Below are 18,876 nucleotides of genomic sequence, written 5' to 3'. Positions count from 1 at the left end.
CATGCGTAGCGTACCTGCTGCTGCCGAACTGATTGATTCCGCCACGGCTTGGCGCCGCCTGATGGTGACGCTGGCGCTGATGACCGTCGGTGCTGCCGGCATGTATGTGGTGCCGGTTGTCTTGCCTGCAGTGCAGGCCGATTTTGGTGTACCGCGTGCCGACGCTGCCTTGCCCTACACCTTGCTGATGATCGGGTTCGGCATAGGCGGCGTGCTCATGGGCCGGCTCGCCGATCGCTTCGGTGTTGCGGTGCCGCTGCGTTTGGGCGCTGTTGGCATGGGCCTGGGTTTCGCCGCCGCGGCCATGTCAGGAAGCGTCTGGCTGTTTGCGCTGGCGCACGGGCTTTTGATTGGCCTGCTCGGCAGCTCGGCTACGTTTTCGCCCTTGCTGGCGGACACCTCGCTGTGGTTTGCGCGGCGCCGCGGCATTGCGGTGGCGGTGTGCGCCAGCGGCAACTACCTGGGCGGCGCCCTCTGGCCGCCCATCATCCAGCACTTTGTTGAAAGTGTGGGCTGGCGCCAGACCTACTGGGGGCTGGCCGCGTTTTGCAGCCTGGCGATGTTCGGGCTGGCCCAGCTGATGCGGCAGCGCCCGCCGGCACTGGCTTTGGCGCCGGTCAATCTGCGCGGTGTCGCCGCCAGCGACCGGCCTTTCAACTTGAGTCTGGGCCAGGCGCAGGCGCTGCTGTGTGTGGCCGGTTTGTCCTGCTGCGTGGCCATGTCCATGCCGCAGGTGCACATCGTGGCCTATTGCAGCGACCTCGGCTTTGGCGCGGCGCGCGGCGCCGAGATGCTGTCGCTGATGCTGGCCTGCGGCATTGTGAGCCGGCTGATCTCCGGCGCCATCTGTGACCGCATAGGCGGCTTGCGTACGCTGCTGCTCGGCTCGGCATTACAGACGGTCGCTCTCATGCTGTTCATTCCCTTTGACGGCATGGTCTCGTTGTATGTGATCTCGGCCATGTTCGGCCTGTTTCAGGGCGGCATTGTGCCGAGTTACGCCATCATCGTTCGCGAGCATTTTCCCGCTGCCGAGGCTGGTGCCCGCGTCGGCACCGTCATCATGTTCACCATGCTCGGCATGGCGCTGGGCGGCTGGATGTCGGGCAAGGTGTTTGACCTAACCGGCTCCTACGACGCCGCTTTTTTCAATGGCATCGCCTGGAACCTGCTGAACTTCGGGGTGGTGCTGTTTTTGTTGAGGCGTACGCTCAGGCCGGCGAAAACCCAGACGGGCGCGGCCTGACCGGCAGGCTGCGCATCACCCATGCTCACGCGCTTTGGATGAGGTGGGCCTGCAAACCGCGGCGCGGCGACGGGCCCACCGCAGGCGCATACCCCAGCCGCGTCCACATTTGCACTGTGTAACGCGGCGCTGGTGACTGCAGCAGGGTATGGATGTCCGCATACGGCTTGGCCTGTTCCGGGTACTCCTGCAAGGCTTGCGATAGCGGCTGCATGACCAGGCCTTGGACGGTGGCCGCGAGCTGCGCGCGGGCGTAGGCCCGGCCGGCGTTGACCTGTGTCTTGCGGTCGTTGCCCTCGGTCACCATCCAGAAAAATGCCGGTGTGGCGGCGATCTTTTCATTGAAGCTCTTGATCTGCCCGGTGGTGGCGGAGTCGTCCGGGCCCGGTGCCTTGCTGCGGTCAAACAGGCCCAGTGCCGTCAGTGCGCGCACCATGGGCGTATTGATGCTCAGGCCATCGCGGTGCTCGGCAATCTCACGCGGGCCCACTCGCAGCACTTTGAACGATTCCATGATGGTGCGCGGAGTCACCAGCTCGATGCGCCAGGCCTCGCGGGCAATCGCACGGTGTTGTTGCAGGGCCTCGGGCTGGGCAGCGCCGACAAAACCGGTGCGCACCGGGTGTGGCGCCACGCTGGCAGCGATGGCCTGCAGGGCTGCCGCAGCAGGCTCGCGCGCTTCGTAGGCCTCGCGGTTGGTGTGGCGCTTGAGGATCTCGGCAAACAGCGGGTCCGGCTTGATGGCGGCATCTGCGGCCAGAACAATGCGCGCAACCGGCCGCTTGTCCAGCGTGGCCGGGCCGAATTCGCCCTGCGGGAACAGGGTGATGTCGGCGCGTATCCCTTTTTGCCGCGCGGCCAGGTGCAGCAGCTCCAGAAATGTGCCCTGGCTCATCATGATCTGGCGCGACAGCGGATCGGTCTCGGGCAGCAGCCGGTTCAGGTCGCAGTACAGCATGATCTCGCCCGGCTGTCGCAGGTCCACCAGCCAGGACTGCAGGTTGTGCGAATGCGGTGCCAGGATGGCATAACTCAGCACCCAGTGGCGCACGTCGGTGGTGCCGGCCGCGGGGCCGCTCCAGGCTGCGACGGCTTCGTCGGGAAAGGCGGACGAACAAGCGGTGAGGCCGGCTGTGGCACCCAGCACCACGCCGCCGCCGGCGATGCGAACAAAATTTCTGCGGTTGATCATGTTGCGTTCCTTTATAAAAAATTGTATCGATGGGTGATTGTGGAAACGCAACGCCTGTTTGACAATCCTTTAACTGTCCACATCAGATATGCAAAAATGAATAACGACTTCGACTGGCGCCTGGTCCGCTCTTTCCTGGCGGCGTTTGAGCAAGGCAGCCTGCTGGGCGCGGCGCGGTCGCTGGGCGCCACCCAGCCCACCATCGGCAGGCACATCGCCGAGCTGGAGGCGCAACTCGGCGTGTTGCTGTTCGAGCGCACCGGACGCGGCTTGTTGGCCACGCCGATGGCGCTGCAGCTGGCCGACTCTGCGCGCGCCATGGAAAACGGTGCCAACCAGCTGGCGCGCAGCGTGTCCGGCTTTGAGCCCGGCATCTCTGGCACAGTGCGCGTCAGCGCCAGCCAGCCGGTCGCCTGTTACCTGATGCCGCCCATCCTGGCACAGATGCGGTTGGCCCTGCCCGAGGTTCAGGTGGAACTGGTGTCCAGCAACGCCGTCAGCAACCTGCTGCGCCGCGAGGCCGACATTGCGCTGCGCATGGTGCAGCCCAGACAAGCCAGCCTGGTCGTCAAACGCATTGCGAAAGTCACCCTCGGCGCTTACGCGCATCGCGACTACCTGCGGCGGCGTGGCACGCCCAGGCAGCTACAGGATCTGCTGAATCATGAGCTGGTGGGCAATGACCGCGATGAAACCATCCTCAAGGGCATGGCGGGTTTCGGCCTTCCGGTTACACGCTCGTCTTTCGCCTTTCGCTGCGACGACCTGCTGGCCTGCTGGCAGGCGGTGCGCGCCGGCCTGGGCATAGGTTTTATCTCCGACTACCTGGCCGTCACCGACAAAGACGTGGTGCCCCTGCTCCCCATGGTCAAGGTGCCGCCCATCCCGATCTGGTTGACCGTGCACCGCGAGATCCGCACCAGCCGCCGCATCCGCGCGGTATATGACTTCCTGAGCCAAGCCGTGCCCAGGGCCTTGTAAACGGCAAGCCGGAACCGGCTGTCCTCGGCGTGCCCCAAGGTGACCAGCGGGGCACAACGGGTGCAAACAGGCGGCGATGTAAAGTTGAGCGTCATCGCGCAGGCGTCAGACGGGCGCGTTGTGTCATTTATTTTTCCGGCGACAACTCCAGATGCGGAGGCCGGCCTGAACAGGGATTGAATGCAGCTACAGCCATGGCGACAGAGGTTTTGGCAGCGGGTCGGCCGGGCCGTCCGCCGGGTGGCTGTGCTGCTGCCCCTGTTGCTGCACCCCTGGGCGCAGGCGCTGCAGTGGGACCTCAGCAACCCGTTTCCCAATGACCCGCTTGCCGGTGTGGCGCGCGGCATCACGCTCAGTGGTGAGCTGCTGCCTGGCGACACCGGCAAGCTGGTGCAATGGATGCAGGCCCGGCCGGCCGATGCCTGGCACAGTCTGGGCCGGGTGGAACTCAAAATCACCGGTGGCGACACCCGCGAAGCCTTGTTGCTAGCCGACACGTTGGCGCCGCTGTACCCCTACACCGTGGCGGCGGGCAGCAGTTGTACCGGTCCCTGCGCCCTCGTATGGCTGGCCGGCGCCTGGCGCATGCTGACCGAGGGAAGGATCGGACTGCGGGCCGTGCCGCCTGCAGCGCTGGCCGACAGCAACGCCAACCGGCCTGCGGATGCCCCGTCGGCTTTCGACCTGCTGCCGTCCCAATTGCGCAGTTATGCGCTCAAGCAAGGTTTGCCCTTGCCCTTCACCGAGCGCTGGCTGTCGGGAAGCAGCGGGGAGGTCTATTGGTTGAGCGAGCAGGACATCAATGCGACGGGCACCTGGCCGCCGTACTACTACGCAAGACTTCGCGCCAAATGCCCGGCACTGGCGGCCACCGAAGAGTCTTTTCATGCACTGCGACGCTGCGCGGCGCGGCTGGTGATCAGCCAGAAAGCCTTTGCCTTCGACAAGCTGATGGCAGGCGTGGACGATGCCTGGTGGAACGAAAACCGGGATGTCTTCAAAAGCGCGCCTAGGTAATAGAGCCCCCACGCTTGTCGCTTCGCGCACTGCGCTGCCCCCCGAGGGGGCATTTTTCCTTGGGGCGGCCCGGCGGAAAAACAGAGCCCCCACGCTTGTCGCTTCGCGCACTGCGCTGCCCCCCGAGGGGGCATTTTTCCTTGGGGCGGCCCGGCGGAAAAACAGAGCCCCCACGCTTGTCGCTTCGCGTACTGCGCCGCACCTTGCAGGCCGCCGCTCGCCAGAGGCTTCGCTTCTGATGCCTGTCCGAACCTGCTCAAACAGGTTCAAAGCCGCAGGCATCAGCCCCGAGGGGGCGCTGCGCCTGCTTGAAAAGACATAGCCCTCCACGGCTGGCGGTTAGGGCGCAGCGCTAACATGCTTGCATCGGCCACCGCCCGGCGGCCTCGCGAATTTTCAAGGAGTTATTGTGCGATCCATTTTCTGTACCGGCGTTTTGTCTTTGTGTCTTTTGCCTGCTGCCTGGGCGCAGTCCGATGCCGCCGCAACGGCCGCCAAAGAGGCCGGCGCCTCGGTAACCGCCAGCGGGCTGGTCTACCGCTCGCTCAAGGACGGCAGCGGCGCCAGCCCCGCCGCTTCCGACACGGTGCAGGTGCATTACCGGGGTCGCTTTCCGGGCGGCAAGGAGTTCGACAGTTCCTACTCACGCAACGAGCCGACCGAGTTTCCGCTGAACCGCGTGATCCCTTGCTGGACCGAGGGCGTGCAAAAAATGAAGGTGGGCGGCAAGGCCAAACTGACCTGCCCGCCGGCGATTGCCTACGGCGCACGCGGCGCCGGCGGGGCGATTCCGCCCAACGCCACGCTGGAGTTCGAGATCGAGCTCCTCTCAGTCAAGAAATAGGCCCCCGCGCTTGTCGCTTCGCGTACTGCGCAGCTCCCTCCGAAGGGACTGCTGCGCCCGCGGACGGGCAGAGCCAGATCCTCGGCCCCTGATTGACAAGAGAGCCCCCGCTTTTCTCGCTGCGTAGCAGGGTTCAGCCCTGCACGCCGGCCGTGATCTCGTAAGAGCGCAGGCGCGCTGTGTGGTCGAAGATTTGCGAGGTGATCATCAGTTCGTCCGCGCCGGTGCGGTCCACAAAAGCCTGCAAGCCACGCCGCACCGTCTCAGGCGAACCGATAGCCGAACAAGACAGGGTCTGCTCAAGGATCGCACGTTCGGGGGACGTCAGTCGCTCTTCATACCCCGCCACCGGCGGCTGAAGGCGCGAAGGCCGGCCGCTGCGCAGGTTCACGAACGCCTGCTGCATCGACGAGGACAGCAGCCGCGCCTGCTCGTCGGTGTCGGCCGCAAACACATTGAAGCCCAGCATCACATGCGAGCGGTCCAGTTGCGCCGAGGGCCGGAAGCGGCTGCGATAGACCTCAATCGCCTGCATCATCTGCGCCGGCGCAAAGTGCGAGGCAAAGGCAAATGGCAGACCGAGCTGGGCCGCAAGCTGCGCGCCGAACAGGCTGGAGCCAAGAATCCACACCGGCACCTGCAGGCCGGCACCGGGCACGGCGCGCACGCGCTGCCCCTCAGTCACCGGCTGGAAGTAATGCATCAGCTCCACCACGTCCTGCGGAAATTCATCGGGGTTGGCATTCAGGTCGCGTCGCAGCGCGCGTGCCGTGGCCTGATCCGAACCAGGCGCGCGGCCCAGGCCCAGGTCAATGCGGCCGGGAAACAGCGACTCCAGCGTGCCAAACTGCTCGGCAATCACCAGCGGCGAATGATTCGGCAGCATGATGCCGCCGGCGCCCACGCGGATGCGCGAAGTGCCGCCGGCCACGTGCGCCATCACGACTGCTGTTGCGGCGCTCGCGATGCCGGCCATCCCGTGGTGCTCGGCCAGCCAGTAGCGCTGGAAGCCCCAGCGCTCGGCATGTTGGGCCAGATCAAGCGTGTTGCGCAGGGACTGGGCGGCGTCGCTGCCCTCCACGATGGGGGACAGGTCAAGAACGGAAAAAGGGATCATCCAGCTCAGATGGGTCGCCCCGGCGCTTTATCAATGGCCGAAGGGCACCGCCATCTGCGCGGGACGGACTCAACGCAGCGGGGAGGGCCTGGAATTGGCCAGCCAGGCCCAAATGTCGGAGACCTGCACCCCGACTGCATCGACCGCCGCACGCAACTGCTCGCTGGTGCAGCCAAATTTTTCACCCCAATACAACTCTTCCCAGGGGTCAGACAAATTGACACGCAGGCGGTCTGCCGGTGCCCGATGCGGTGGCTGAGTCCTCATGGCATGACTCCATTGAAAACATTCCTTTTTTATACGCCGACAACGTGGACACCTCCAGCATGCGGGGGAATATGTCACATGAATTGCACAAAATCTCGGGTTTTGCAGGGGGGCGGTGTACCATTTCACGGCACCCCTTCGCGTTACGCCGCTCCCCTTTAAGCCAGCCCTGAAGGTTTTATGCACGTCAACCAGCAAACCCTCGAAAAGCTCTACAGCGCCTTTGTGCGGCTGGACTCGGCCACCATGGCCCAGTGTTATGCAGCCGACGCGACGTTTGACGACGAGGCTTTTTCGCTGCGCGGGCACCGCGAGGTCACCGGCATGTGGCACATGCTCTGCGACGCCACCAAAGCCAAAGGGCGCGATGTCTGGAAGCTTGTGTACAACGGCATAGAGGCCGATACCGCCGCCGGCCAGGCGCACTGGGAGGCCGACTACCGCTTCAGCGCCACCGGCCGCATGGTGCACAACATCATCGACAGCCGCTACACCTTCGACGCCCAGGGCCTGATCCAGACCCAGCGCGACCGCTTCGACTTCTGGGCCTGGTCGCGCCAGGCGCTGGGTACGCCGGGCCTGCTGCTGGGCTGGACGCCGTTCCTGCGCAGCAAGGTGCGCGCTACCGCTGCGGTCAACCTGAAAAAATACCTGGCCGCCCGGCCCTAAATCACCAAGGACGCGCTATGGCCTCGACCCTGCCCGACAACTGGTTTGAAGGTTTTGAAGCGCGCGACTTCGAGGTCAACGGCACCTCCATCTTTGCGCGTTTCGGCGGCAACCCAGAGGGGCCGGCGCTGTTGCTTCTGCACGGCTTTCCACAAAGCCATGTGATGTGGCACCGCGTGGTGCAGGCACTGAAGGCGAAATTTTTTCTGGTGCTGCCGGACTTGCGCGGTTATGGCGACTCGTCCAAGGTGGCGGGCCTGCCCGACCACAGCAACTACAGCAAACGCAACATGGCCGCCGATGCGCTGGGCGTGATGGACGCACTGGGCTTGAGCCGCTTCGACCTCTGCGGCCACGACCGCGGCGGCCGCGTGGCACACCGGCTGGCGCTGGACCATCCCGGCCGCGTACGCAAGCTGTGTGTGATCGACATCGCGCCCACGCTCGACATGTACGAAGCGACCGACCTGCGTTTTGCCACCGCCTACTACCACTGGTTTCACCTGATCCAGCCCAACCCCTTGCCTGAGACCATGATAGGCGGCAACCCCGTGCCCTACCTGCACGCCAAGCTCGGCGGCTGGGGCGCGAAAGGGCTCAGCTACATCGAGGCCGAGGCGCTGCTGGAATACGAACGCTGCTTCTGCACACCCGAGGCCATCCACGCGGCTTGCGAGGACTACCGCGCCAGCGCCGGCATCGACCTGGTGCACGACCGCGAGAGCCGGGCCGAGGGCGAAAAAATCCACTGCGACGCTCACGTGCTGTGGGGCGAACGCGGCGTGGTGCACAAACTGTTCGAGCCGCTGGTGCTGTGGCAGGCGCAGTGCGCCGGCGTCGTCAGCGGCCAGTTGCTGCCGGCCGGGCATTTCATTCCCGAGGAACTGCCGCTGGAAACCGCGCATGCGCTGGCGCAGTTTTTTGGTGAGACTGGCGCATGACGCGCGACGCACTCCTGCTGGTGCTGGGCGCCGTGGTGCTGGCCGCGCTGGTGGCGTCCGGCATTGCGCCCTACGACCGCGCGACCTGGGTGCTGGAAGTGGCGCCCGCCGTCCTGGTGGCCCCGTTGCTGATTGCCACACAGCGGCGCTTTCCGCTGAGCACGCTGCTCTACGTGTTGATCGCGCTGCACATGCTGGTGCTGATCCTTGGCGGCGCCTACACCTATGCCCGTGTGCCCCTGGGTTTCTGGTTGCAGGATTTATGGCAACTGGGCCGCAACCCCTACGACAAGATCGGCCACTTCATGCAGGGTCTGGTGCCGGCCATGGTGGCGCGCGAAATTTTGCTACGCCTCGGCTACCTGAGCAGCCGGCGCATGGCAGGCTTTTTATCGGTCTGCGTGGCCATGGCCATCAGCGCCGTCTACGAGCTGATCGAGTGGTGGGCCGCGCTGGCGCTGGGCCAGGGCGCCGATGAATTCCTCGGCACCCAGGGCGACCCCTGGGACACGCAGTCGGACATGTTTCTGGCGCTGATAGGCGCCACGCTGGGCGTAACCTCGCTGGTGCGCTGGCATGACCGGCAAATCGCGAACCAGACCAGGTCCGCTGGATGAGCACCGCCGCCGCCCGTGAACAGCGGCTTTCCGATGCGCACCTTTGGACACAAACAAGGCAGCCACCCCACCCAGGAGCCGACATGAATCACACCGCCACCCTTCTTGCCCTCCTTGCCCTCCTTACCCTGCTGGGTGGCTGCGCTTCGCGCGAGGCGATGAACCCGGCCGATCTCGAGCCGGGCCGCCTTCCGCCACCGGACCTCACGCTCAACATTCCCGGCCTCGGCCCCTGCACCGACAGTCCGGACCGCAGCCTGCGCATTGATTCCAGCCAGCCTGTCCATGTGCTCGTGCATGGCTGCTTCGGCTCCTCCGGCCAGTTTCGCGGCCTGGCCCAGGTGCTGGCCTTTCATGGCCAGCAGTCGGCCTGTTTTACCTACGATGACCGCGCCAAGCTCACGCAGGGCGCCGATGAACTGAAGCAGGCCGTCCAGCAGCTCGCCGCGCAATCCCGGGTGCCGCAGATCACGGTGATCGGCCACAGCCAGGGCGCGCTGATCGCGCGCAAGGCGATGACCGCGTCTTCTTCCCTCACGCCGCTGCCCGGCCGTCCCGTCGATTTGCGTCTGGTGACCATCTCCGGCCCGTTTTCCGGCATCGCCGCGGCCCAGACCTGCGGCAAGAGCTGGCTCTACCCGCTCTCCTTGGGCCTGGTGCCCCTGAGCTGCTATATCGCGACCGGCCCCAAGTGGGCCGACATCACTTTTTCCTCGCGCTTCATCCGCGAGCCCGGTTCCCTGGCGCCGCAGGTCAGCCGCTACCTGAAGATAGACACCGACGAGCGCGGCAGCTGCCGGCGCGAGGAAGGCGGGCGCTGCGTCGAGAGCGACGTCATTTTCTCGCTGGACGAGCAGCGTCAGACCCTGATAGAGAGCGATGCGCGCACCAAACGGGTCGAAGTCAACGCCGGCCATGTCGAGATCGTCGGCGACAAACGCGTTGCACCGAAAAAACTGATCGCCATCCTGCAGGAGCAGGGCGTGCTCCGCGCCACCGCGCCAGCGCGCCTGCCGGCCTTCAGCCTGCTGCTCTCACGGGTCTACCAGGAATGATCAGTGCCCCATCAGGGCGGCAGTCCATTCGCTACTGAATTAATAGCTGCTTGCGCCCGTGGTTATTGGGCTTACGACTGAAAAGGCTTTCAACCCAAGCCTCTCAGCCGGAATGTCCCCGGCAGGGAGGCAGCTGCGGCTGTAGTGGCGCTGTCCGTGCAAGCCAGTCGCAGGAGATCCCGGTGTCCAGATCCAATCGCAGTCGCCGGTGTATGCATGTGACGCAAGTCTTAAGGCACACATGAGCGCAAGCACCGTCGTGGGCTGGCGCTGCGTTAATCAGCGGCGGGGCTCCTGCTCCTGCGCGGCCTGGTACATCTGCAGGTTGCGCTGTACCTCGGCGCGGTAGCTTTCAACGGAGCCGGGATAGTCCTCCAGGGAAATCTGGGCGCGAACCTTCTTCATCTCCTCGGAGTCAGCGACCTTGCGCACGGCCTGTTCCAGCCGGGCCTTGATGCCGGCCGGCGTGTTGGACCGGATGGCCACGCCATACAGGCTCTTGAACACCATGTCCTTGACGCCCAGTTCGGCAAACGACTTGAGACTCGGGAAAAACTTGTTCTTGCCGGCGTCTGAGGTCAGCGCCAGAAACTTGAGCTTGGGGTTGTCCTTCTGGGCATGGGCCAGCCCCACGGTAGCGAAGTAGGCGTCAATCTCGCCGGCCATCACCGCAGTAACACCTTCCACGCCGCCCTTGTATGGGATCATGCGCGGGGTCACGCCAAGGTGCTTGCTGAGACTACGCCCCAGGATGGAATACTGGTTCGCGCCCATGCCGAGCACACCGAAGTCGATCTCGCCATTCTTCTTCGCGGCGTGGGCCTTGAGGTCCTCCAGACGCTGGATATTGAGACTGGCAGGCACGACCAGGGCATAGGGCGTCTGGGCCAGCGCGGAAAGGATCTCGAAGTCGCTATATTCATACCCGACGCTGGGGGCGGCAAGCTTGCCGTTGTAGAGACCGTCGACTTGGAACAGCAACGCATGGCCATCGGCTGGCAAGGTCTTGACGGCTAGCGCCCCAATGGTGGTCCCGCCGCCAGGTTTGTTCTCGACGATGACGTTGCCCTTGAGCTCCTTCGCCAACTCCTGCGCGAAGGCCCGGGCCAGGCTGTCCGTGGACGCGCCGGGCGGGTACGGCACAATGAATTTGACGGTCTTGCTGGGAAAGATCTCTTGGGCCCATGCAGCGCCGGGCAGGGACACAAGGCCCAGAAGGGCTGCGCTGGCCAGGGCGCGTACGCGGATGCGGTTCGGAAAGGTCATGTTATCTCCTGTGAGTGATGGGTTGAAGGTCAGTGAGTTAAGGGTGCAGTGCGAACAGCGCGATCGGCTGCGCACGGGTCATGTCGGGTTGCAGGCGCACACCCGCGCCAACCCGGAGTGCGTCGTTGGGCGCGACGATATTGGCGATCAGCTGCGGCCCCTCGGCCAGGCGGACGATGGCCACGTTGTAGGGCAGCCGGTCCTTGAAGTCCGGGTGGTAAGCGGTGTGGTAGACCACCCAGCTGCGGATCGCGCCTTCGCCGCTGGCCATCTCCCAGCGCCAGCTCGACCCCAGGCAGGATGGGCAGAGCTTGCGGGGCGGCAGCCATCCGTGGCCGCAGTCGCAGGCCTGGTACTTCAGGACGCCTTCGCGCAGGCCGAGCCAGTACGGACCGTTGATGTCGTCGATCTCGACCATGAATGCATCGGCCATGTCAGCCTCCCAGAATGAGTGTGGAATGGGTGTGCATCGTTCCGCCCTGGTTGCTGACCAGGCTGTGGCGCACCTTTGGCACCTGCAGGCGAGCGGTGCCGCGGGCCTGTCGTACACCCTCCAGGATCAACTGCATGCCCGGCATGCCGGTTTCCGACAGCAGGCCGCCAGAGGTGTTGACCGGCAGGCGCCCGCCATGTTCTATCTGCCCGTCGCGAACAAAGTCATGCGCACCGCCCTTGGGACACAGACCGTAATCTTCCAGCGTCATGAGGGCGGTGACAGTGAAGCAGTCATAGATCTGCGCCACGTCGATGTCCTGCGGCCGGATACCGGCCATCTCGAAGGCGATGCGTCCGGACTGCACGGCTTGCGTGGACGTGAGCACGTCGCGCAGGTGCACGTCATACGAAGTCTGGCCGCCGCCGATGCCCAGGATCGGCACCGACTGGCGCACGCCCAGGGCCTGCGCGCGGCGCGCGCTCATCACCACAACGGCGGCCGCGCCGTCCGAAACTAGGCAGCAATCGTCACGGCGCAAAGGCTCGACCACCCAGGGCGAGGCCAGGTAGTCGTCCAGCGAGATCGCCTTCTGCAGCTGCGCATGTGGATTGCGCGCGCCGTGGCTGCGCGCCGCCAGCGCGAACGCGGCAAAGGCCTCGGGCGGCGTGCCGTACTCGGCTACATGGGCCTGGTGGATCATGCCGTAGCCGGCGGCGGTGGAAAACCAGCCGTAGGCCGCGTCATTGCCGCGCGGCCGGGCGTAGGCCTGGCGCGAGCCGCTGCGCGGATTGTCGGCAAAAGTAACCAATGCGACCTCGCACTGACCGGTTTCGATGGCCATCATGGCCATATCGATCAGCGTGATGTTGGCCGCACCGCCCTGGTCCCAGGCGCCGCCCCAGCGCGGCTGGAGCCCCAAGGCCTCGGACACTTTCTGGCCATACAGCAGCTCTTTCGAAGACGTGGGCCCCTTGACGAACAGGGCGTCCACGGCGCCTTTCTCGACGCCTGCGTCCTGCAGTGCCGCCTGGCAGGCCAGCGTGTTCAGCGTTACGGTGTCCAGCCCCAGCTTGCCGAAGGGGGTGTTGCCGATGCCGGCGATGACGTATTTCCCGCGCATGTCGGATCTCCTTGCGGCTCAGCTAGCGGTGAAGCGCGCGGGGCGCTTCTCCCGGAAGGCCAGCGCGCCCTCGCGGGCGTCGTTGGTGGACGAAAGCAGCTTGTTGGTGAACTGCTCCATGCGCAGGCCGGCAGCCAGGCCCATCTCGGGCGCCTTGACGGCCAGCTCCTTGGCGGCCTGTACCGCCAGCGGGGCATTGGCGGCAATGCGGTGGGCGTATTTCATAGCTTCTTCAAGCAGCTGCTCCGGCGGCACCACCTTGTTGATGAGCCCCCAGCGCTCGGCCGTGGCCGCGTCGATGGTGTCGCCCGTGAGCAGCGCCTCCATCGCAATCGCATAAGGCAGTTGCGCGATGCAGCGCTGGGTGCCGCCGTTGCCGGCGATGATGCCGCGCTTGACTTCGGCCAGTGAGAAGGTCGCGTGTGGCACAGCCACGCGGATGTCGGTGGCCAACAGCAATGTCATGCCCCCGCCGATGCAGTAGCCATTGACGGCGGCAATCACTGGCTTCCAGACCTCCAGGCCGCGGTTGAGCAATTGGTCCTTCTGCGTGAGCCAGAACTCGGACATCTCGGCCTTGCGCCCGACGAATGTCTTGAGGTCGGCGCCAGCGCTGAAGGATTTGTCACCCGCGCCGGTGATGACGGCCACGCGGATGGCCGGATCGTCGCGCACCCGCTCCCAAGCGCGCGAGATCTGCTGGTAGTGCTCGGCATCAAAGGCGTTGCGGGCTTCCGGGCGGTTGATGGTGATGAGCGCCACACCAGCGTCATCCACATGCAGGTCGATGGACATACGTTTTCCTTCAGACAGCGTTGAACATTTCGCGGGCCAGCACCATGCGGTGCACCTCCGAAGGACCTTCGCCGATGCGCTTGATGCGCATCTCGCGGTACCAGCGCTCCAGCGGCATTTCTTTAGATACACCCATGCCGCCGAGGATCTGAATACAACGGTCCACCACGCGGCCGGCGGTCTCGGTGGCCACCACCTTGGCGATAGAGGCCTCGGTCTTGAAGTTCAGGCCGGCATCGCCGCGGCGGGCCGCTTCAAAGATTAGCAAGCGAGCTGCGCGCAGCTCCATCTCGCTGTCGGCGACCATCCACTGGATAGCCTGCTTCTCCGCGAGCTTGGAGCGGAACACCTCGCGCTCGCGCGCCCAGTCAATGGCGATCTGGAGGGCCGCCTGCGCGATCCCGATCGTGCCGGCGGCATAGGGCACTCGGCCTTCGACCAGCCACTTCTCGCACAAGGCGAAGCCCTGCCCCTCCTCGCCCAGGCGCTGCTCCACGGGAATCTCCACATCCTCGAAAACCACCTCGTAGGGCGACCAGGACCGGATGACCGGAATCTCCCGGCAGGTCATGCCCTTGGGCTTGCCATCTACGATGAAGCAGGTAATGCCGCCGCGCTGGCCCTGTTCGCCGGTGCGGGCGAACACCAGGCCCCAGCTCGCGCTGGCAGCCCCCGTGATCCACATCTTGGCACCGTTGAGCACGTAGCGGTCGCCATTGAACACGGCGCGGGTGCGGATGGAGCGTGCCGGGTCGGACCCGCCCGAGGCCTCGCTGATAGCTACAAACGCCTTCTTGCCATCGCGGATGGCGGGCACGGCAAAGCGCTCGATCTGCTCGCGCGTGCCCAGCAGCATGGGCGCGGGCGGGTTCGATCCCGTGGCGCCGCAGGCCGGGATGTAGGCACCCATGCGGCAGCGGGCCGTTTCCTCGGCGATGACCGCCGTGGCCAGCAGGCTCATGCCGCCCCCGCCGTATTCGATGGGCGAGCGCACGGCCCACAGGCCCATGGCCTTGGCTTTTTCCTGCAATGGCTTGAGCAGGTGTTCCGGCAGCTCGAAGGCATCGTGAGGCACCTGGTCTTCGGCGGCCTTCACTTCCTTGCGCATGAAGCGGCGGGTGGTGTCGCGGATCTGGATAAGTTCTTCTGGCAATCCGGCATCGTGATCAAACATGGAGGGACCTCTGGTAGGGATAAGTGCAGGGTTTCAAAAATGGAATGGACGGCGGACCCGACTCAGCCAAAGGCGCCGCCGGAGGCGAGTTCCTGGTATTCGGCGTCGGAGAGCTTGTAGAAACCCTTCATCACCGACTCGGTGTCCTGCCCCAGGGCGCCGCTGGGCACGTAGTCCGGCGTCTGGTGGCTCAAGAAGTTGAGCGGGCTGCCATGGGCCAGCATCTCGCCGTACAAGGGGTGCTGCACCCACTTGAGCATGCCGGTCTGGTGCAGGTGGGGGTCGTTGACCACTTCGTCGAGTTCGCGCACCGGAGCACAGGGCACGCGCGCAGATACAAGTACCTCGAACAGCGCAGCCTTGGCCCAAGTGCGGGTGACGGAGTTGATGGCGGCGTCGAGCGCATCCATGTTCTGGATGCGCTCCACCTTCGCGCTGAAGCGTGGATCGTCGAGCCACTCCAGCTTGCCCAGAAGGCCGGCGATCGTCTTCCAGTGCGCCTCGCTCACCGACAGGATAGCGATCGCGCCGTCCGCGGTTTCATAGACGTTGTAGGGCGACATCGTCAGCCCGCCGTGGCGGTTGCCTGTGCGCTTGCAGCCCGTGTCGCCTTTCTTGTGCAGGCCCAGGCTGGACAGCAGGCTCGGAAAGACCGAACTAAACATGGACACCTCCACCATGCCAGCTCGGCCTGTCATAGCGCGCTCATACAGGGCCGTGGCAATGGCACCGTACAGGTGGACACCGGCAAAAAAATCGCAGACGGCCGGCCCGGCCTTTAGCGGCGGCGTATCGGGCGAACCGGTCACGCTCATGACCCCGGACATTGCCTGCACTGTCAGGTCCATCGCCGGGTAGTCCCGGTACGGCCCGGTGCTGCCATAGCCCGTGCTGGACGCGATGATCAGGGTGGGATTGGCCTGGCGCAGCACGTCCGCCCCCAGTCCCAAGCGTTCCATCACGCCCGGCGCGTAGTTGTAGACGATCACATCGGCCTCGGTCGCCATCCGCAGAAGCGCCTGCCGGCCGGATTCGGTCTGCAGGTCCACCACCACGTTCTTCTTGTTGGCGTTCAACACGCCGAACGGCTCGGCCACACCAACGGCCTTTTGCCGCTTGCGCAGGTGCTCACCTTCGGGCGACTCGACTTTGATAACGGTGGCTCCGGCCTGGGCCATCAGAAAAGTGGCATAGGGCCCGTTGTAGACCTGCGTGAGATCCAGGACCACAACGTCTGCCAGTGGCGGCGGTGCGAGATTGGACGTGCATTCCATTTGGTAGTTCATTTTCCAAAAAACGCGTTCTAATATTCAGAACATTGTTCATTATTCGCCTTGAATCATGGAGTTACGACAGGGTTTACCCGCATTTGCAGATTCCTGGAATACCGTGGCCGGATACGTCAAAATGGCGCGCGGCAACGACGCAGTCAGCTGGTCAGGGCCCGACCGACGCGCGCCCCCCCCCCTTTTTTTGACCTGGAGAAACACATTGACCGTTGACCCTTTGCCGGAAAACCTGCCCCCAGAAAAAAAACCCAGGCTGGACGGAACGATCGTCAAGGGCTTTGCATTGATCGAGTTCCTCGCAGCCCACGAGCAGCCAGCGGGGGTCTCAGCCATTGCCCAGCACTTCAACTGGCAAAAGAGCAATGTCCACCGCATCCTGACCACCCTCAAGGCCCTGGGCTATGTGCGCCAAGACCCGGTGACCAGCCGCTATGAACTGAGCCTGAAAACCTGGGAGCTGGGCATGAAGGTGGTCGGCCGCAGCGTGATCAAGCGCTGTGCCCAGCCCTTCATGCGCAACCTGAACCAGCGCTTCTACGAAAGCGTGAACCTGTCCATTTTGGTCGGCGACGACATCCTGTACCTAGACAACATCCTGTCGCCCTTTCCGCTGCGGCCCACGGCGTCACCAGGGGCGCGGGTGCCGGCCATCTTCACCGCCTCCGGGAAATGCTTGCTGGCTTTCCGGCAGGATGCGGAGTCCATTGCCCGCAGGATCATCGCAGCACACCCCGAAGCCGCAAACATCCGTCTGGACACACTGCTGCAGGAACTCGCAAACATCCGCACGGTGGGCTACGCGGTCAGCATCAGTGGCTGGCGCATCAACGTCAATTCCGTAGCCGCCGCCATCCACAACCGCGAGGGTGTCTCCATCGCGGCCATCGGCATCAGCGGCCCGTCCGAGCGGATGCCTGCGGACAAGATTACCGAAATGGCGCCTGCGCTGATGAATGCCGCCGCCCAGATTGCGGAGACCAGCGGCGGGGTGTAGGCGAGCACCGCAGCCCCGGCCCTTGCCTGGCTCAGTGCTGCAAAAAAGTGGTTCTGTCGCAATAGTGGAGTTGAGCCGAAAAGAGTTGCGCGGTCGGCCTGTTGATCAAACAGCCAGGCTGTAGAACTGCTGTGCCGCGGACATGGTTTGGCCACCGGGGCAGTCCATCTGCCCTTTGCGGATCATGTGCATGGTTTCGATTCCGGCGACGATGATTCGTGCGCTCCAAAATGACTTGAAGCCCAGCATCGGTCGGGTGATCTGCTTGATGGCCCGGTGGTCCTGCTCGACGATGTTGTTGAGGTATTTGTTCCGGCGCATCAGGATATCAACGCAAGCGTCGGCCTTGACGCTTTCTATGGCGGCCGTGTTGGCGCCGCTCTTGTCGATGGTGATCTTCTCTGGCAAATCGTGCAGGTTGATGGCCCTCTCCAGAAAGTGCCGTGCTGCAGCCAGATCCCGCCTGGCAGTGAGGAGGAAGTGACTGTGTCGCCTTCGCGATCAACGGCGCGGTACAGGAACTTCCATTGGCCTGCCACCTTGATATAGGTCTCGTCCATGCGCCAGCTCAGGCCAACTGGTCGTTTGCGTCGGCGGAACACGGCAGCCAGAACCGGCAGCATCCTGATCGCCCAGCGATGCACGGTGGCGTGATCCACGAAAACACCGCGCTCCTGCATCATCTCCTCGATGTGGCGAAGGCTCAGGGGGTAGGCCACATACCATCGCACGCAGACCAGCATCACTTCCAGGGGATAGTGAAGCCGTTTCAGGACCTTGCGCAAGGTGCTGTCGATCAAACTTTTGCGGAAATCAAGCATGGCCCGGATTGTCGTTTATGCTTATTGCGACACAACCGCCTCACCCCACCCCATGACACTTCTTGTACTTCTTCCCGCTGCCACACGGACATAAATCATTGCGGCCTGGCTCCGCCTCCTTGCGCAGCGTCTCCACCTTCGGCCCCATGGTTTTCCAGAGTTCACGCAGGTCATAAACCGCCCAGATCGCATCGCCGAAGGCATTGAGGCGGGCGATGCTGGTGCTGGGGGCGCCGTCTTCACTGAGCGGTGAGACTTCGGGCTTGCCGGTGTCGTCTTCGGTCATGGCGACCACGGCCTGCAGCGCATCGTCGAGCCACTGGGCGGCGTCCTTGTCGCGCGGTGCGGCCCATTCGTCGGGCCAGCTCTCGACGGCAAACATGAAACCCAGCGCCCAGACCTGGGCAAAGGCCGGCAGGTCCTCGCCCTTGAATGCCGCCCCCTCGGCCGGCGGCATGTCGGCCACCGCGCTGCGCACGTCCATCACCTCGGGGTGGTAACAGTCGTCGTCTTCCAGCGTATCGACGCGCGCATCAAGCGCCGTGGCGACCTCGTTCCAGCGCCGGTCCCACAGCGCGAGGAAAGTTTCACGTTGGGCCGGGCTGGCAAAGGAACCGCTTTCCTCGTCAGGCGTTTCGCCCTCGGCAGGAATCGCCAGCAGCACCGACAGATATTCATCGGCCGGGATGGGCCGGCGCGAGCAGATCACGGCGGCCATGAAGCCTTCGCAGAACTCCCACTGCGGCGTCTCGTCGTGACGCGTGCGCAGCCCGTCAAGGATGTCGTCGAGCGCGTCGAAATCTTCCATTTCCATCCAGCCGTCAGCGGGCGCGGAGGAGATGGTGGGAAGGGACGGATCGGTGGGGGGTGTATTCGTCATGGAAATCGGTTTTTTGAGCGTCATGCGGGGCTCTTATGATCAGGGGAAGCGCTGACCAAGCCGCCGATGGCGCAAGGACTTGTTCAGCGCTTCCTGAAGTGTATCTGCCGGCCGGCGCAGCACGCACCCGCCACCCGCTTATCGGAAAGCCATCG

The 18,876-nt window shown here is 64.4% G+C and carries 20 protein-coding genes; 9 read left to right on the top strand and 11 right to left on the bottom strand.

Features of this window, described 5'->3' with window-relative positions; genetic code table 11:
* Position 1: 1 nt before the first annotated feature.
* Positions 2 to 1,246, top strand: coding sequence for an MFS transporter (locus IEX16_RS04750; protein ID WP_188707093.1), 1,245 nt, complete (start codon positions 2 to 4; stop codon positions 1,244 to 1,246).
* Between the two features lie 25 nt (positions 1,247 to 1,271).
* On the opposite strand, the gene IEX16_RS04745 is transcribed toward IEX16_RS04750, so the two are convergent.
* Positions 1,272 to 2,438, bottom strand: coding sequence for an Acg family FMN-binding oxidoreductase (locus IEX16_RS04745; RefSeq protein ID WP_229676171.1), 1,167 nt, complete (start codon positions 2,436 to 2,438; stop codon positions 1,272 to 1,274).
* 96 nt (positions 2,439 to 2,534) lie between these two features.
* Here IEX16_RS04745 and IEX16_RS04740 point away from each other — a divergent pair, with 96 nt between their 5' ends.
* From IEX16_RS04740 to IEX16_RS04730, 3 genes are all read left to right on the top strand, one after another.
* Complete coding sequence (locus tag IEX16_RS04740) at positions 2,535 to 3,419, top strand: LysR family transcriptional regulator (protein WP_188707092.1); 885 nt, start codon at positions 2,535 to 2,537, stop codon at positions 3,417 to 3,419.
* Between the two features lie 246 nt (positions 3,420 to 3,665).
* Positions 3,666 to 4,436, top strand: a complete 771-nt coding sequence (locus tag IEX16_RS04735) for a hypothetical protein (RefSeq protein ID WP_188707090.1) — start codon at positions 3,666 to 3,668, stop codon at positions 4,434 to 4,436.
* A 418-nt stretch (positions 4,437 to 4,854) separates the two neighbouring features.
* Entirely contained in the window at positions 4,855 to 5,280 is a 426-nt protein-coding gene (locus IEX16_RS04730) for an FKBP-type peptidyl-prolyl cis-trans isomerase (RefSeq protein ID WP_373288276.1), read from the top strand.
* Positions 5,281 to 5,413: 133 nt separating this feature from the next.
* Here IEX16_RS04730 and IEX16_RS04725 read toward each other — a convergent pair whose 3' ends face one another.
* Together IEX16_RS04725 and IEX16_RS04720 are read right to left on the bottom strand one after the other, a co-directional pair.
* Positions 5,414 to 6,397, bottom strand: coding sequence for an LLM class flavin-dependent oxidoreductase (locus tag IEX16_RS04725; protein WP_188707086.1), 984 nt, complete (start codon positions 6,395 to 6,397; stop codon positions 5,414 to 5,416).
* 69 nt (positions 6,398 to 6,466) lie between these two features.
* Complete coding sequence (locus IEX16_RS04720) at positions 6,467 to 6,664, bottom strand: DUF3606 domain-containing protein (protein ID WP_188707084.1); 198 nt, start codon at positions 6,662 to 6,664, stop codon at positions 6,467 to 6,469.
* A gap of 180 nt (positions 6,665 to 6,844) precedes the next feature.
* Here IEX16_RS04720 and IEX16_RS04715 point away from each other — a divergent pair, with 180 nt between their 5' ends.
* The 4 genes from IEX16_RS04715 to IEX16_RS04700 all read left to right on the top strand — a co-directional run bounded on the left by IEX16_RS04715 (position 6,845) and on the right by IEX16_RS04700 (position 9,946).
* Entirely contained in the window at positions 6,845 to 7,333 is a 489-nt protein-coding gene (locus IEX16_RS04715; protein WP_188707082.1) for a nuclear transport factor 2 family protein, read from the top strand.
* Between the two features lie 17 nt (positions 7,334 to 7,350).
* The gene (locus IEX16_RS04710) at positions 7,351 to 8,274 is read left to right on the top strand and encodes an alpha/beta fold hydrolase (protein WP_188707080.1); all 924 of its coding nucleotides are present in this window, start codon (positions 7,351 to 7,353) and stop codon (positions 8,272 to 8,274) included.
* Positions 8,271 to 8,891 carry a DUF2238 domain-containing protein gene (locus IEX16_RS04705; RefSeq protein ID WP_188707078.1) on the top strand — a complete coding sequence of 207 codons (621 nt, stop codon included), beginning with the start codon at positions 8,271 to 8,273 and terminating at the stop codon, positions 8,889 to 8,891. Before IEX16_RS04710 ends, IEX16_RS04705 begins: the two co-directional genes overlap by 4 nt.
* Positions 8,892 to 8,974: 83 nt before the next feature.
* A complete protein-coding gene (locus IEX16_RS04700) occupies positions 8,975 to 9,946 on the top strand; it encodes an esterase/lipase family protein (protein ID WP_188707076.1) in 972 nt (323 codons plus the stop codon).
* A 279-nt stretch (positions 9,947 to 10,225) separates the two neighbouring features.
* Here IEX16_RS04700 and IEX16_RS04695 read toward each other — a convergent pair whose 3' ends face one another.
* From IEX16_RS04695 to IEX16_RS04670, 6 genes are all read right to left on the bottom strand, one after another.
* Positions 10,226 to 11,212, bottom strand: coding sequence for a tripartite tricarboxylate transporter substrate binding protein (locus IEX16_RS04695; protein ID WP_188707074.1), 987 nt, complete (start codon positions 11,210 to 11,212; stop codon positions 10,226 to 10,228).
* A 37-nt stretch (positions 11,213 to 11,249) separates the two neighbouring features.
* Complete coding sequence (locus IEX16_RS04690) at positions 11,250 to 11,645, bottom strand: Zn-ribbon domain-containing OB-fold protein (RefSeq protein WP_229676170.1); 396 nt, start codon at positions 11,643 to 11,645, stop codon at positions 11,250 to 11,252.
* A 1-nt stretch (position 11,646) separates the two neighbouring features.
* Positions 11,647 to 12,768 carry a thiolase family protein gene (locus tag IEX16_RS04685; protein ID WP_188707072.1) on the bottom strand — a complete coding sequence of 374 codons (1,122 nt, stop codon included), beginning with the start codon at positions 12,766 to 12,768 and terminating at the stop codon, positions 11,647 to 11,649.
* An 18-nt stretch (positions 12,769 to 12,786) separates the two neighbouring features.
* Complete coding sequence (locus IEX16_RS04680) at positions 12,787 to 13,563, bottom strand: enoyl-CoA hydratase/isomerase family protein (RefSeq protein WP_188707070.1); 777 nt, start codon at positions 13,561 to 13,563, stop codon at positions 12,787 to 12,789.
* 10 nt (positions 13,564 to 13,573) lie between these two features.
* A complete protein-coding gene (locus IEX16_RS04675) occupies positions 13,574 to 14,737 on the bottom strand; it encodes an acyl-CoA dehydrogenase family protein (RefSeq protein ID WP_188707068.1) in 1,164 nt (387 codons plus the stop codon).
* Between the two features lie 62 nt (positions 14,738 to 14,799).
* Positions 14,800 to 16,011, bottom strand: coding sequence for a CaiB/BaiF CoA transferase family protein (locus IEX16_RS04670; protein WP_188707065.1), 1,212 nt, complete (start codon positions 16,009 to 16,011; stop codon positions 14,800 to 14,802).
* 217 nt (positions 16,012 to 16,228) lie between these two features.
* Between IEX16_RS04670 and IEX16_RS04665 the strand changes: the two genes are divergently transcribed.
* Positions 16,229 to 17,020 carry an IclR family transcriptional regulator gene (locus IEX16_RS04665; RefSeq protein WP_188707064.1) on the top strand — a complete coding sequence of 264 codons (792 nt, stop codon included), beginning with the start codon at positions 16,229 to 16,231 and terminating at the stop codon, positions 17,018 to 17,020.
* A 105-nt stretch (positions 17,021 to 17,125) separates the two neighbouring features.
* On the opposite strand, the gene IEX16_RS04660 is transcribed toward IEX16_RS04665, so the two are convergent.
* Positions 17,126 to 17,841, bottom strand: a protein-coding gene (locus tag IEX16_RS04660; protein WP_188707062.1) for an IS6 family transposase whose coding sequence is annotated in 2 segments (ribosomal slippage) — positions 17,126 to 17,502 and positions 17,502 to 17,841 — 717 coding nt in all. Because the reading frame shifts where the segments join, the coding sequence is not laid out codon by codon here.
* 40 nt (positions 17,842 to 17,881) lie between these two features.
* Positions 17,882 to 18,721 carry a UPF0149 family protein gene (locus tag IEX16_RS04655; RefSeq protein ID WP_188707193.1) on the bottom strand — a complete coding sequence of 280 codons (840 nt, stop codon included), beginning with the start codon at positions 18,719 to 18,721 and terminating at the stop codon, positions 17,882 to 17,884.
* Between the last annotated feature and the right edge of the window lie 155 nt (positions 18,722 to 18,876).

Source organism: Polaromonas eurypsychrophila, assembly GCF_014641715.1.
GTDB lineage: Bacteria > Pseudomonadota > Gammaproteobacteria > Burkholderiales > Burkholderiaceae_C > Polaromonas > Polaromonas eurypsychrophila.
Note: the sequence above shows the minus strand (reverse complement) of the source record. Positions and strands in the feature narration are given on the sequence as shown.